We start from the raw sequence: 13724 nt of genomic DNA, 5'->3' as shown, positions 1-13724 counted from the left end.
ACCACCATGCCGCATATCCTGATTGTCGAAGACGAAGCGGCCATCGCCGACACGCTGATTTTCGCCCTGCAAGGCGAGGGCTTCACCACCACCTGGCTGAGCCTCGGCCAGGCGGCGTTGGCCCATCAGCGGCAAACCCCGGCGGACCTGATCATCCTCGACATCGGCCTGCCGGATATCACCGGCTTTGAAACCTGCAAACAACTGCGGCGCTTCAGCGAAGTGCCGGTGATGTTCCTCAGCGCCCGGGACGGCGAGATCGACCGCGTGGTGGGCCTGGAGATCGGCGCTGACGACTATGTGGTCAAGCCGTTCAGCCCGCGCGAAGTGGCGGCGCGGGTTCGGGCGATCCTCAAACGGGTTGGCCCCGGTGTGGCTCCGGCGGTGTTCCAGGTGGACCTGGAGCGCATGCAGATCAGTTATCGCGGGCAGCCGCTTAACCTTACGCGCCATGAATTTCGCCTGCTGCAAAGCCTCTTGGAGCAACCCGAGCGGGTGTTCAGCCGCGAGCAACTGCTGGATGCGGTGGGCGTGGCGGCCGATGCAGGCTACGAGCGCAATATCGACAGCCATATCAAAAGCGTTCGCAGCAAATTGCGTACGGTGGCGCCCGAGTCTGAGCCGATCCAGACCCATCGCGGCCTTGGCTACAGTTACAGCCCGGGCAACAGCTGATGCGCCTGGGGATCCGGTTCTTCCTGGTCTATGCGCTGTTTATCGGCCTGACCGGCTACTTTGTACTCAGCACCGTGATGAAGGAAATCCGCCCCGGTGTGCGCCAGTCCACCGAAGAAACCCTGGTGGACACCGCCAACCTGCTGGCGGAAATCCTGCGCAGCGATGTGAAGAACGGCACCCTCGGCCAGAGCCATTGGCCCGAGCTGCTCAAGGCCTACGGCGAGCGCCAGCCCGGCGCGAACATCTGGGGCCTGCCGAAAAACCAGGTCAACCACCGCATCTACGTCACCGACGCCAAGGGCATTGTGCTGCTGGACTCCAGCGGCGAGGCCGTGGGCGAGGATTACTCGAAGTGGAATGACGTGTACCTGACCCTGCGCGGCGAATACGGTGCGCGCTCGACCCGCAGCGAGCTGGATGACCCGGCCTCATCGGTGATGCACGTCGGCGCGCCGATCCGCGATAACGGGCAGATCATCGGCGTAGTCACGGTGGCCAAGCCCAACAGCTCGTTGCAGCCGTATGTGGATCGCACCGAAGACCGGCTGCTGTGGTACGGCGCCGGGCTGGTGGGCCTGGGCTTGTTGTTTGGCGCGTTGTTGTCGTGGTGGTTGAGTGTCGCGCTGCGCCGACTCACGGCGTATGCCCAGGCCGTCAGCGAGGGCCGGCGTGCCGAGTTGCCACACTATCGCGGCGGTGAGCTGGAGCAGCTGTCCACCGCCGTGGAACACATGCGCACCCAGCTGGAAGGCAAGGCGTACGTCGAGCGTTATGTGCACACCCTGACCCACGAACTGAAAAGCCCATTGGCGGCGATTCGCGGGGCGGCGGAGCTGTTGCAGGGCGACATGTCCCGGGATCAGCAGCAGCGTTTCGTGAGCAATATCGACAGTGAAAGTGCGCGCTTGCAGCAATTGATCGAACGCCTGCTGAACCTGGCGCAGGTGGAGCAGCGCCAGGGCCTTGAAGACCAGAGCAGCCTGTCGCTGGCAGCGCTGGTGGACGAAGTACTCAAGGCTCAATGCGCGCGTATCGAAGGCGCCGGCTTGCAGGTCGAGCAGGGGATTGCCGCGGATGTGCAGGTGTACGGCGAGCCGTTCCTGCTGCGCCAGGCCCTGGGAAATCTGCTGGAAAACGCCCTGGATTTCACCCCGCCCGGTGGCACCTTGCGGTTCAGCGCCAAGGCTGTGAATGACGGCGTCGAATTCACTCTGTTCAACCAGGCCGAGCCGATTCCCGAATACGCCTTGCCGCGCCTCAGCGAGCGCTTCTATTCCCTGCCGCGCCCGGCCAGTGGGCGCAAGAGCACCGGCCTTGGGCTGAATTTTGTCGAAGAGGTGATGAAGCTGCACGGCGGCTCACTGCAGATCGGCAACGTGCCTGGCGGCGTGCAGGTAAAACTGCATCTCCACACAGTCTCCACATTCCCTTCATAAATCCCCCTTAAGCGCCCGCCAGACTCTCCCCATCAAAACAGGGAGAGCTTCATGAACCGCAATCTGCTTTTCAAACTGGGCGCCATCGCGCTGCTGATCGTGTTGTTGTTGATTCCGTTGCTGATGATCCACGGGGTGATTACCGACCGTCAGCAACTGCGCGACGACGTCTTGCAGGATATCGCCCGCAGTTCCAGCTACAGCCAGCGCCTCAATGGCCCGGTGCTGGTGGTGCCTTATCGCAAGACCGTCCGGGAGTGGAAGCTCAATGAAAAGCTCAACGAACGCTACGAAGAAACCCGTGAGGTGCGCGGTCATCTGTATTTCTTGCCGGAGCAATTTGCCCTCGACGGGCAGGTGCAAACCGAAGTGCGCGCTCGGGGCATTTACCAGGCACGGTTGTTCCACGCCGACAGCCGGATCAGCGGGCGCTTTGTATTGCCGGAGCAATTGGGTATCAGTGAAGACTTCGCCGATTACCGCTTTGACCCGGCGTATCTGGCGGTGGGTATCAGCGACATTCGTGGCATCGAAAACGCGCTGAAGCTGGAGCTGGGCGGTGAGCAACTGGCGTTTTCACCGGGCACCCAAGTGGCGTGGCTGGGGGAGGGTGTACACGTGATGCTGCCCGAGCAGGACAGCCAGAAGCCGGCGCCTTTTGACTTCGCTTTTGACCTGCGCCTGCAAGGCACCGAGCAGTTGCAAGTGGTGCCGGTGGGCAAGACCAGCCAGGTCAAGTTGGCGTCCAACTGGCCGCACCCAAGCTTTATCGGCAACTTCCTGCCGGCCCAGCGTGAGGTCACCGCGCAAGGCTTCAGCGCCCATTGGCAGACCACATTTTTCTCCACCAATTTGGAAGAAGCACTCAGCAGTTGCCTGGCCGAGCGCGGCTGTGACGACTTCAACAGCCGCAGCTTCGGCGTGAGCTTTATCGACCCGGTGGACCAGTACCTCAAGAGTGACCGGGCGATCAAATATGCGCTGTTGTTTATTGCGCTGACCTTTGCCGGTTTCTTTCTGTTCGAGGTGCTCAAGAGCCTGGCGGTGCACCCGATCCAGTACGCGCTGGTGGGGTTTGCCCTGGCGTTTTTCTACCTGCTGCTGTTGTCGTTGTCCGAGCATATCGGGTTTGGCCCGGCTTACCTGATATCGGCGGCGGCCTGTGTGTTGTTGATCGGGTTTTACGTCTGCCATGTGCTGCGCAGCGTCGCTCATGGCCTGGGGTTTTCGGCGGCGCTGGCGGCGTTGTATGGCTTGCTGTACGGGTTGCTGAGTGCCGAGGATTACGCGTTGTTGATGGGGTCGTTGCTGCTGTTCGGGTTGCTGGGCACGGTGATGGTGCTGACCCGCAAGCTGGATTGGTATGGCGTGGGCAAGCGCAAGGAGGTGGGTGATGAGTAGGTCGTTGGGGTTGCGGGAAGATCAGCAGGTAGGGGCGACGTTGATGATGCGGATCAATGCACTGTTTCCCGAAGCCCGGGAGCTTTTTGTGGTGAGAGAGCTTGCTGTGGCGAGGGAGCTTGCTGTGGTGGGGGAGCTTGCTGTGGCGAGGGAGCTTGCTCCCGCTGGAGTGCGAAGCGCTCCCAGGATTTTTGGGGCCGCTGCGCAGCCCAGCGGGAGCAAGCTCCCTCGCCACAGAGGGGCCCTTGCAGCAGGTTAAACCGGTGGCTGGGTCTGGAGCATCGACGGCCGCTGACTCACCTCGGCATACCACGCCGCCAGCTTCGGATGGCTCGACCGCCACTGCATGTCCGGGTGGCGGAAGTCCAGGTAAGCCAGTGCACACGCCACGCTGATCGCGGCCACATCAAACGCCCCGGCCAGCTCGGCAATGGCGTCCTGTTCCAGCATGTCGAGGGCGCGGCGGATCTTGTCCCGCTGGCCTTCCAGCCACAGGTCCCAGTGTTTTTCCTCGGGGCGCATGGCGGTTTCATAACGCACCAGCACGGCGGCATCCATGATGCCGTCGGCGGTGGAGGCCAGGGTCAGGCGGCGCCAGCGGGCCGGGCCGTTCCGGGGGATCAGCGGGCTCCCGGTATGTTGATAGTCGAAGTAATCGAGGATCACCCGGCTGTCATGCAATACGTTGCCATCGGCCAGGCGCAGGGCGGGGATCTTGCCCAGCGGGTTGTCCTGGATCACCTCCGCGTCAGGCTTGACCGGCGTCGGCACGCAGGCTTGCAACGTCACGCGATCCAGTTGGCCGGTCTCGTGCAACAGCACCCGTACTTTGCGAACAAACGGCGAGGCAGGGTTGTGGAACAACGTCATGCTGGGGGTGGACATGGGCATTCCTCTGTAGGAGCGAGCTTGCTCGCGAAAGGCGTCAACGATAACGCAGCGCGTCTGGTTTAACGCGGCGTTCTCAGGCTTTTCGCGAGCAAGCCAGCGCCTACAAAAGCGCCCATACCCCAATTACAGCCGGAATGCCCAGCCCCACCCAGCTCAACGAATCCCACAAGCCATCCCCCAGCAACGCCGCAAACAACCCGGCCGCACTCAGCAGCCCGATGGCCAGCGGTATACCGAACACCTTCCAGAAATTCGACTGCCGCGGCTTCATGACTTGGCCGCCTTGCGCCGCACCAGCCACAGGTACACGCCACTGCCCAGAACAATAATGGTCAGCACGTCCAGCACCGCCCAGAGAATCTTCATCGGCATGCCGCCGTAGTCACCGAAGTGCAGCGGTTGGGACATGCCCATGGCGTCCATGTACCACGGTCGTTCGGCGATGGCGGTGACCTGCAGGTTGCTGGCGTCGATCAACACCGGTGTCAGCAGGTGCGAGGTCAGGTGCGTGCTGCCTTTCATGAACACCGCGTAGTGATGCTCGCTGGAAAAGCGCGTGCCGGGGAATGCGATAAAGTCCGGCTCCATGCCCGGCGCGGCCTTGGCGGCGATCGTTAGCAGGTCGGTGGCGGGGGCGCGCAAGGTCAGTGGCGGGGCGTCTTTGTAGGGTTCGATCATCGCGCTGAGGCTGTCGGTACGCCAGGCGGCGATGATCAGGTCGGCGCAGGCGCTGATCACGCCGGTCACGCCCACCACCAGCGCCCAGGTCAGGGTGACCACGCCGATCAGGTTGTGCAGGTCGAGCCAGCGCAGACGGGTGGATTTGTCCTGGCGCACCGTGGCGAACTTCAGCCGGCGCATGAACGGCAGGTACAACACCGTGCCGGAGATGATCGCCAACACGAACAGAATGCCCATGAACGCCAGCAGCAACTTGCCCGGCAGCCCGGCGAACATATCGACGTGCAGGCGCAGCAGGAACATCGTCAGCCCGCCGTTGGCCGAAGGCGTTTCCACGGCCTCGCCGGTGCGGGCGTCGAGCATGAAGGTGTGGGAGGAATTGGGTTCGGTGCCGGCGGTGGCGGCCATGATCGCGATCACGCCGTTCTTGTCGTCTTCGTCCCAGGCCAGGTATTGCATGGCTTCGCCGGGGCGATGGGCCTGGGCTTTGGCAACAAGCTGTTCGAGGTTCAGCTGTGGGGTATCGGCGGGCACCTGTGCCAGCTCGGGTTCGTTGCCCAGCAGGTGGTCGATCTCGTGGTGAAAGATCAACGGCAGGCCGGTGAGGGCGAGCAGCAGCAGGAATACGGTGCAGACGAGGCTGGTCCAGGTGTGGATGAAGGACCAGCGGCGGATGGTTTTGCTTTTCATTTTCTAGCCTTCAGACACACCGAAGCCGCCCACGGGGGCGGCCCGGTTGTTAACTCAGCCGATTACCACTGGTAGGTGGCACTGGCGACGACGCTACGTTGGTCGCCGTAGTAGCAGTAGAAACCATCACAGGTGGAAATGTAGTCCTTGTCGAACAGGTTGGTTGCGTTCAGTTTCACCGAGGCACCTTTGAGACTGTTGTCCAGACGGCCGAGGTCGTAGTGCACCGAGGCGTCGAACACGGTGTAGGCATCCGCCTTGCCTAGCCACGTATTACCCTGGTCGCCATAGGTATTACCGGTGTAGCGGGCACCGAAGCCAATGCCGAAGCCATCGAGCGCGCCGCTGTGCCAGGTGTAGTCAGTCCATAGCGAGGCTTGCTGGTTGGGCATCAGTTGCAGGCGATTACCTTTGTAATCCCCTTTTTGCACTTCGGATTTAGCCAAGGTATAGGCCGCGATAACCTTGAGGTTCTCGGTCACATCCGACACGGCTTCCAATTCCAGGCCTTTGACTTTCACTTCACCGGTCTGGTTAGTGACCGGAATGCTGCCCGCTGTGGTGGTGGTCACCAGTACGTTTTTCTGCGTCAGGTCGTAGACCGCGGCAGTCAGCAGGGTATTCGAGCCGGGTGGTTGGTATTTGATCCCCATTTCCCATTGTTTGCCTTCTGTAGGCTTATACGACTCGGTTGCCGAGACGCTGGCGTTGCTCGCGGGCTGGAAGGATTCGGCGTAGGAGATGTAGGGTACAAACCCCGAGTCGAACACGTAGCTCAGTGCAGCATTGCCACTGAAGTGCTTGATGCGGTCGGTGTTCGTTGCATCTTTCTGATTGAAGTAGGTGGTGCCCTGATGCACCCAGTCTTCACGCCCTCCGAGGGTCAGGCGCCATTTATCCAGGGCCATCTGGTCTTGCGCATAGAGGCCGGTCTGGACGGTTTTCTGGTTGTAGTCGTAGTACGCCGCCGAGCGCGGTGGGCGAACGATAGGCTGTCCGTAGATCGGGTTGATGACGTTGGTGGTCCCGCCGTCACCGTAGATCGACAGGTACGAGGTGTCGGTACGCTGATGGTCCAGGCCCAGCAACAGCGTGTGGGTGATGTCGCCGGTGGCAAAATCGGCCTGGAAGTTATTATCAACTGCGAACTGGCCGATGTTTTCGTCTACGTTGGTCGACGTGCGGCCGACGTTCCCGTTCGCATCCACCAGGGTGTACGGATAGGCGCCGACGGTCAGGGTCTGGAAAGACAATTCCGACTTGGTGTAGCGCAGGTTCTGCTTGAACTGCCAGGTATCGTTGAAACGGTGTTCGAACGCATAGCCCAGCGCGTAGTAGGTACGGTCGTAGTACTCGTAGTCAGGATCGCCCAGGTTCTTGTGATGCGATATATCCCCCAGTGGCGACTTGATCTTGGTGCCCTGAATCGGCAGGAACTGGCTGGTGGCGCCGGTATCGTCGCGAGTGAACTGCGACAGCAGGGTCAGCTTGGTGTCCGGATCAATGTTCCACGTCAGGCTGGGGGCGATGTTGTAGCGCTTGTTGTCGATGTGATCAATCTGCGTGCCGGCGTCGCGCACAACGCCTGTCAGCCCATAGAGAAACTGGCCTTCATCATCGATTTTGCCGGTGCTGGCGAAGTTGATCTGGCGGTAGTTGTCGCTGCCGTACTGCACCTGGATGGCATTGCTCGACTCGGCACTTGGACGTCGGCTGACCATATCCAGCAGGCCGCCTGGCGGGGTCTGGCCGTAGACGGATGAAGCCGGGCCACGCAGCAGCGCAAGGCGGTCGAGGTTCCAGGTTTCCGCTTTCGGGTTGGCGTACACGCCACGCGGCAGCGGCAGGCCATCGAGGAACTGGGTAGGTTCGAAGCCACGAACACGCATCCAGTCGTAGCGGGTGTCACTGCCGTAGCTGGCGGACACGATGCCGGGCATGTACTTGACGGCGTCATCCAGGTTCTGGACGTTGCGGTCCTGCATTTGCTGGCGAGTGGCGACGGAAATCGAACGCGGGGCCTCGACCAGTGCGGTATCGGTCTTGGTGCCGGCAGCGGTGCGAGACGCCAGGTAGCCATCCACCGGCCCCCACGCACTTTCCGCATCCGCCTGCCCGGTAATGCTGGTCTCCGGCAACGCCACAACCCCATCCGGAATCGCGACCAGGCTGAACGTGCCTGCACTGCTTTGCTCCAGTTGCAGCCCGGTCCCACGCAACGCTTCACGCAATGCGCCCTGCGCATCGAACTGCCCTTTAACCGGTGCCGATGTCTTGCCCGAGGCCAACCCTGGGTTCAGCGTCAACGCCAAACCGGCCTGGCTGGCGATCTGGTTCAGGGTAGTGGCCAGCGGCGCTGCCGGCAGGTTGTACGCGCGCACGCTGGAGGCCTGTTCGGCGGCGATCAGCTGAGTGCTGGCCAGCGGGGCGCTGAGGGCGATGGCCACGGCTAACAGGCTGGGGCGCAACAAGGTGTCTAGCGTGCGGGACATACGGCGGCTCCTGAATGGAAATATTTCTCAATTGCCTATGTGCCGAACGAGATGCAAAAAGTGATAGGGCCGAATGAAAATAATTTCCATGTGGCCCGCACCGGTGACCCAGGCGCTATTTTCCGTAGCAGCTGTCGAGCCCAAGCGAGGCTGCGTCGGGCGCGACTCGGTACGATGCCAGGCGAAGGTTCGGCAGCGCTGCCAACGCAGCCTCGCTTGGGCTCGACAGCTGCTACGGGGCTATTGAGTGCGCTACGCGGCTATTGCGTGGGCGGCTTGGCCTTTACGGTGACCCACCATGGGGTGTGCTGTTCGATTTGCACGGGCAAGGTCGGCAGCAGTGCATTCAGCGCCAGGTTGGTGTCGTGCAGCGGGAAGCTGCCGGTGATCCGCAAGTCTGCCACTTGTTTATCCACACCCAGGTAGCCGGTGCGGTAGCGGCTCAGTTCCTCAACCACGTCGCCAAGGCGCGCGTTGTCGACCACCAGCATGCCGCGTGTCCAGGCGTCGGTGCCGGGGTTGACAGCCAGCATCGGGCCGAGGCCGTCGCGGCGCATCAGGACTTGCTGGCCTTCCTTGAAGATCTGCTCCTGATGCAGCGCTTCAGGCTGTGCGCCGACGGCCGACTGCAACACGCTGAGGCGCGTGCCGTCGTCTTCGCGCTTGACGATAAACCGCGTGCCCAAGGCGCGCAGGCTGCCTTCGCGGGTTTCGACAAAAAACGGGCGGGCGTCGTTGTGGCCGGTCTCGATGAGGATTTCACCTTCCTGTAACACGATCAGCCGGCGTTTCTCGTCGAAGCGAACGTCGATGGCGCTGTGGGTATTGAGGTTGATCACCGTACCGTCCGCCAGCTTCAGGGTGCGCTGTTCGCCGGTGGCGGTGCGCTGGTCGGCCAGCCAATAGCTGAGCGGCACGTAGCGCTGGCCGGCGAAGAGCACCAGGCCGCACACCAGCACCACACTGGCCAGGCCGCTGCCGAGCTTGCGCACGCGCTTGCGAATGCCTTCGCGCGATTGCAGCAACGCCGCACGGGCCGGGCCCGAGGCCACGCTGAAACGCTGATCGAGCATGCCCAGTTGGCGCCAGGCCCGGGCGTGTTCTTCGTTGCTGGCCAGCCATTTGGCGAACTCCTCTTGTTCCACGGCGCTGCCGTCGCCCGAATCGAGGGACAGTTGCCAGGCAATGGCGGCGTCAAGCACCCGTGCCGAGACCGGCTTGGAACTGACCGGGCTCACAGGGGCTCGCCATACAGGGCGATGTAGCACTGGCGAATGCCTTGGGCCAGGTATTGCCGTACCCGAGGCACGGAAACCCCAAGACGCTGGGCGATTTCGGCGTGGCCCAAGCCATCGAGGCGGTTATAGAGGAAGGCCGCGCGGGCCTTGCTCGAAAGTTTGCCCAGCAGGCGGTCGATGGCCTTGAGGTCTTCGAGGATCAGTTGCTGTTCTTCCGGGGACGGGTGCTCGCTTTCCGGGATCAGCATCAGCTCGGTGAGGTAAGCCTGTTCCAGTGCCGCGCGGCGGAAGTAGTCGAACAGCAGACCTTTGGCAATGGCCACCAGGAACGCCCGCGGCTCGCGGGGTTCACGCAGTTCTTCACGGCCCAGCAGGCGCATGAAGGTGTCCTGGCTCAGGTCTTCGGCACGGCTGGGGCAGGCTACATTGCGTCGCAGCCACGCCAACAGCCAGCTGCGATGGTCGCGGTATAACGCGCCAACAAGCTCACTGTGGGGACTTTGGATGGACGACAAGGCGACACCGATCGGAAAGTTTAAACTAACGAGAATTATTCGCGATTGTGGCAGAGGCGTCGTACGGGTGCAATTGGCGTTGGTCGGGCGGCGGCGTAATGATATCTATCACGATGATGCAGCTTAGTGTGGCGAGGGAGCTTGCTCCCGCTCGGCTGCGTAGCAGTCGTAATCCGGGCAGTGCATTTATTCAGTTGGAAATGGGTTGGCTGATTTTGGCGGCGCTTTGCACCCCAGCGGGAGCAAGCTCCCTCGCCACCATTAGAATGAGGGCGCTTGCTTGCGACGTTTCCATTGGCCCAGGCGCTGCTGTAACGCGTGCGGGCTGTCGATCTGCTGCTGCCGTGCGCGGCTGAACAAAATCAACATCAATTCCGCCGTCGCCAACGCATCCGCACTGGCGTGATGGCGCTCGCCCACTTGCAGCTTGAAATGCGTGATCCAGTCATCCAGCCCCGCTTCGCGAATGTTGGCATCAGGGCACAGCAGAGGGGCGATGTCGGCCACGTCCAGAAAGGGGTGGTTCAAGCGATAGCCCAGGCTGTCCTTGAGTGCCCGGCACAGCATGTGTTGGTCGAAGGGCGCATGAAACGCCAGCAGCGGGCTGTCGCCGACAAACTCCATGAAGTCCATCAACGCTTCTGCCGGGTTACTGCCCGCCGCGATGGCGCTGGGCCCCAGGCCGTGGATCAGCACGCTGGGGCTGAGCTTGGTCTCGGCCCGTTGCAGGGTGCGTTCGAACAGCTGGGAAAAGTCCACCGCGCCGTCTTCGATCACCACCGCGCCGATGGAAAGCACTTGGTCACGATTGAGGTTCAGGCCGCTGGTTTCGAGGTCCACCACCACCCAGCGCTGGTCCCGCAGCGAACCGTCACCCAGCTCCCGAGGTTTGGGCAATTGCTCAACCCGCCGCTGTTGCGCTGCGTCCAGGCCAGGTTTGGGCTTGCGCAGCCAACCAAACAAGCTCACAGCTGATACCGCAAGGTCAGGCTGCTTTGCAGGCGTTGGGCCTGGCGCAGGGATTCACGCAGGATGCGCCGGTCCAGGTGGTTGAGGCTGTCGGGGTCCACGCGGTTGGAATAGGGCAGGTTCTCGCGGGTTTGCAGTTGGTGCTGCTGCATGCGGGTTTGTTGAATGAAGTGGTAGGCCTCTTCATAGGCCGCACCGTCGAGGCGTTCGATGACTTCCTTGGCCACCAGTTGGCGCAAGCGCTCCAGGGTGTTAATGGCGCTGATGCCGTTGGCCAATGCCAGCAGGCGAGCACCGTCGACAAAGGGCGTGAGGCCTTGCACCTTGAGGTCGAGTGTCGCCTTGTCGGCGCCTTTGCGCGTCAGCACGAAATCCCGGAAACGCCCCACCGGCGGGCGCTGGCGCAATGCGTTCTCCGCCAGCATGCGTTGGAACAAACGATTGTCCGCCACCTGGTCGAGAATGCCCTGACGCAATTGCTCGCACCCTTGCTCATCGCCCCAAACCACCCGCAAATCAAAATAGATGCTCGAACCCAGCAGGTTCTCTGGCGTTGCCTCGCGAATAAACCCGGCAAAACGCCGCGCCCATTCGGCCCGGGACAGGCACAGCTCAGGGTTGCCGGCCATGATATTGCCCTTGCACAGGGTGAAGCCGCACAGCGCCAGGCTCTGGTTGATCTGCTGTGCCAGGGGCAGCAGGCGGCCACGAATCTCGGCGGCCTCGGCGGCGTCCCTGGCTTCGAACAGGATGCCGTTGTCCTGGTCGGTATACAGCGTTTGCTCGCGGCGGCCTTCGCTGCCGAAACACAGCCAGCTGAACGGCACGCCGGGGTCGCCTTTTTCGGCCAGGGTCAGCTCAATGACGCGACACACCGTGTGGTCGTTGAGCAAGGTGATGATGTGGGTAATCTGGGTGGACGAAGCACCGTGGGCGAGCATGCGCTCCACCAACTGGCCGATTTCGCCACGGATCGCCACCAGGTTTTCGACCCTGGGCGCATTGCGAATGGTGCGCGCCAGGTGCACCAGGTCCACCCGTTGCAGGGAAAACAGATCACGTTCGGAGACTACGCCGCACAGACGCTGATCCTTGACCAGGCACACGTGGGCGATATGCCGTTCGGTCATCGCGATCGCCGCGTCGAAGGCGCTGTGGTCCGGGGTGAGAAAGAACGGCGCCTGGGTCATATGGCGCTCGATGCCCTGGCTGAAATCGCTGGTGCCGTCGGCCACCACCTGGCGCAGGTCCCGCAGGGTGAAAATCCCCAGGGGCGCCTTGTGTTCATCCACGATCACAATGCTGCCCACTTGCTGCTCGTGCATTTGCGTGACCGCTTCACGCAGCGGCGTCAGCGGGCTGCAGGTCACCGGGTGACGCATGGCCAATTCGCCCAGGCGGGTGTTCAGCGAGTACTGCGTGCCGAGGGTTTCCACGGCCTTTTGCTGGACTTGCTGGTTGACCTGGTCCAGCAGGCTACTCACCCCGCGCAAGGCGAAGTCGCGGAAGGCGCTGGAAAGGGCGAAGAGCTTGATAAAGGCCGGCTTGTTCAGTTGCAGGCAGAAGGTGTCTTCGGCGGCTTTATGCTCGGTGCGGGTCGCCCGTTCTCCCAGCAAGGCAGCCAGCGGAAAACATTCACCGGTGGTGATTTCAAAGGTGGTTTCGGCCGAGTCGGGGCGCTCGCCGACCACGCGCCCTTGCTTGACGATATAGAAGTGTTCCACCGGCCCGCCCGAGGGCTTGAGGATGCTCTCGCCGGGGGCGTAAAAGCGCAATTGGCACTGTTCTACCAGAAACCCCAAGTGGGTGTTTTCCATCTGGTTGAACGGCGGGAAGCGTTGCAGGAATTGCAGGGTGCCGTGGATGTTCTGCAACACGGCGGTTTTCCCCGCTTGTGTGAAAGCATCAGCTTTACTCATACCTATGACCGCAGTTTTTTTGTCGTTATCGTTCCTCATGGTCGACTCCTGCGCTGCGGGTGCCCATTGGACGTAAGTCTAGGTAGCGATTCGCCCTCACTGACTAGGGAAAAACCTTACATGAATATCGTCCAAACCCCGTAGAACACCCACTAGGCAAACTTTCCGACGAAGTGCACATTGTTCGCCCTTCCGGCGATGTCTGACCTCTGTGCTGGGAGATTGTTTAGAACTGCCGAGAAACGTATGTCCGACCACGATATTTTGAGTGACGCCGAGCGCGAGGCCCTGAGCGCGGTTATGCAGGAGCCTGATTTACCGCCACAGCGGGTTTTGATCGTGGATGACGACAAGGACGCGCGGGAACTGTTGGCAGAAATTCTTGGCTTGGACGGCATTCGTTGCATGACCGCCGACAGCGGCGAGGCGGCATGGGACTTGTTGAGCTCCAGCAGCTCCATTGGCTTGCTGATCACTGACCTGCGCATGGCGCCGAGCAACGGGCTGCAATTGATTCGCCAGGTGCGCGAATCCACCCGGGCGGCGTTGCCGATCATCATCATGTCGGGGGACGCTGAAGCGCCGGATGTGATCGATGCGATGCATTTGAGCGTGGTGGATTTTTTGCTCAAGCCCATTGATAGCGTGAAGCTGGCGAAGATGGTGAAGCGGGAATTGGGGATGGCGTAGTAACGGATCCTCCCGTAGCCGCTGTCGAGCGCCAGCGAGGCTGCGTCGGTCGCACTGCCGATGATGATCCAGGCACTGAACCGAGTCGCGCCCGACGCAGCCTCGCCAAGGCTCGACAGCTGCT

At 61.8% G+C, this 13724-nt stretch carries 12 protein-coding genes; 4 read left to right on the top strand and 8 right to left on the bottom strand.

Features of this window, described 5'->3' with window-relative positions; translation table 11 throughout:
- Nucleotides 1-6: 6 nt before the first annotated feature.
- Genes creB through creD form a run of 3 tightly spaced genes read left to right on the top strand, consistent with a single transcriptional unit; the run spans nt 7 to nt 3515 of the window.
- Nucleotides 7-675 carry a two-component system response regulator CreB gene (gene creB / locus NVB75_RS17400; protein ID WP_258342525.1) on the top strand — a complete coding sequence of 223 codons (669 nt, stop codon included), beginning with the start codon at nt 7-9 and terminating at the stop codon, nt 673-675.
- On the top strand, nt 675-2114 hold the full coding sequence (gene creC, locus NVB75_RS17395; protein ID WP_258342524.1) for a two-component system sensor histidine kinase CreC: 1440 nt from the start codon (nt 675-677) through the stop codon (nt 2112-2114). The genes creB and creC overlap by 1 nt, the downstream gene beginning before the upstream one ends.
- A gap of 51 nt (nt 2115-2165) precedes the next feature.
- Nucleotides 2166-3515, top strand: a complete 1350-nt coding sequence (creD, locus tag NVB75_RS17390; RefSeq protein WP_258342522.1) for a cell envelope integrity protein CreD — start codon at nt 2166-2168, stop codon at nt 3513-3515.
- A 255-nt stretch (nt 3516-3770) separates the two neighbouring features.
- Here the strand turns inward: creD and NVB75_RS17385 are convergent, their stop codons facing one another.
- The 8 genes from NVB75_RS17385 to NVB75_RS17350 all read right to left on the bottom strand — a co-directional run bounded on the left by NVB75_RS17385 (nt 3771) and on the right by NVB75_RS17350 (nt 12910).
- Nucleotides 3771-4400: a glutathione S-transferase gene (locus NVB75_RS17385; RefSeq protein WP_258342520.1), complete on the bottom strand. Its 630-nt coding sequence runs from the start codon at nt 4398-4400 to the stop codon at nt 3771-3773.
- A gap of 106 nt (nt 4401-4506) precedes the next feature.
- The gene (locus tag NVB75_RS17380; RefSeq protein ID WP_258342519.1) at nt 4507-4677 is read right to left on the bottom strand and encodes a DUF4175 domain-containing protein; all 171 of its coding nucleotides are present in this window, start codon (nt 4675-4677) and stop codon (nt 4507-4509) included.
- On the bottom strand, nt 4674-5777 hold the full coding sequence (locus tag NVB75_RS17375) for a PepSY domain-containing protein (protein WP_258342518.1): 1104 nt from the start codon (nt 5775-5777) through the stop codon (nt 4674-4676). Before NVB75_RS17375 ends, NVB75_RS17380 begins: the two co-directional genes overlap by 4 nt.
- A gap of 62 nt (nt 5778-5839) precedes the next feature.
- Entirely contained in the window at nt 5840-8269 is a 2430-nt protein-coding gene (locus NVB75_RS17370) for a TonB-dependent siderophore receptor (protein ID WP_258342516.1), read from the bottom strand.
- A 260-nt stretch (nt 8270-8529) separates the two neighbouring features.
- Nucleotides 8530-9507, bottom strand: coding sequence for a FecR domain-containing protein (locus NVB75_RS17365; RefSeq protein ID WP_258342515.1), 978 nt, complete (start codon nt 9505-9507; stop codon nt 8530-8532).
- Nucleotides 9504-10022 carry an RNA polymerase sigma factor gene (locus tag NVB75_RS17360; RefSeq protein WP_258342513.1) on the bottom strand — a complete coding sequence of 173 codons (519 nt, stop codon included), beginning with the start codon at nt 10020-10022 and terminating at the stop codon, nt 9504-9506. The genes NVB75_RS17365 and NVB75_RS17360 overlap by 4 nt, the downstream gene beginning before the upstream one ends.
- Nucleotides 10023-10283: 261 nt before the next feature.
- Complete coding sequence (locus tag NVB75_RS17355) at nt 10284-10991, bottom strand: PolC-type DNA polymerase III (protein WP_258342512.1); 708 nt, start codon at nt 10989-10991, stop codon at nt 10284-10286.
- A complete protein-coding gene (locus NVB75_RS17350) occupies nt 10988-12910 on the bottom strand; it encodes a putative nucleotidyltransferase substrate binding domain-containing protein (RefSeq protein ID WP_258342510.1) in 1923 nt (640 codons plus the stop codon). Before NVB75_RS17350 ends, NVB75_RS17355 begins: the two co-directional genes overlap by 4 nt.
- A gap of 246 nt (nt 12911-13156) precedes the next feature.
- Between NVB75_RS17350 and NVB75_RS17345 the strand changes: the two genes are divergently transcribed.
- A complete protein-coding gene (locus NVB75_RS17345) occupies nt 13157-13600 on the top strand; it encodes a response regulator (protein WP_258342509.1) in 444 nt (147 codons plus the stop codon).
- Nucleotides 13601-13724 lie beyond the last annotated feature (124 nt).

Source organism: Pseudomonas sp. CBS, from assembly GCF_024734645.1.
Lineage (GTDB): Bacteria > Pseudomonadota > Gammaproteobacteria > Pseudomonadales > Pseudomonadaceae > Aquipseudomonas.
The sequence above is the reverse complement of the archived record's forward strand: the minus strand, read 5'-3'. Positions and strand labels throughout refer to the sequence as shown.

What these genes read in the sequence shown, in the direction of transcription:
- creB (WP_258342525.1), top strand. Translation starts at nt 7, where the DNA reads ATGCCGCATATCCTGATTGTCGAAGACGAAGCGGCCATCGCCGACACG.
- creC (WP_258342524.1), top strand. Translation starts at nt 675, where the DNA reads ATGCGCCTGGGGATCCGGTTCTTCCTGGTCTATGCGCTGTTTATCGGC.
- creD (WP_258342522.1), top strand. Translation starts at nt 2,166, where the DNA reads ATGAACCGCAATCTGCTTTTCAAACTGGGCGCCATCGCGCTGCTGATC.
- NVB75_RS17385 (WP_258342520.1), bottom strand. Translation starts at nt 4,400, where the DNA reads ATGTCCACCCCCAGCATGACGTTGTTCCACAACCCTGCCTCGCCGTTT.
- NVB75_RS17380 (WP_258342519.1), bottom strand. Translation starts at nt 4,677, where the DNA reads ATGAAGCCGCGGCAGTCGAATTTCTGGAAGGTGTTCGGTATACCGCTG.
- NVB75_RS17375 (WP_258342518.1), bottom strand. Translation starts at nt 5,777, where the DNA reads ATGAAAAGCAAAACCATCCGCCGCTGGTCCTTCATCCACACCTGGACC.
- NVB75_RS17370 (WP_258342516.1), bottom strand. Translation starts at nt 8,269, where the DNA reads ATGTCCCGCACGCTAGACACCTTGTTGCGCCCCAGCCTGTTAGCCGTG.
- NVB75_RS17350 (WP_258342510.1), bottom strand. Translation starts at nt 12,910, where the DNA reads ATGAGTAAAGCTGATGCTTTCACACAAGCGGGGAAAACCGCCGTGTTG.
- NVB75_RS17345 (WP_258342509.1), top strand. Translation starts at nt 13,157, where the DNA reads ATGTCCGACCACGATATTTTGAGTGACGCCGAGCGCGAGGCCCTGAGC.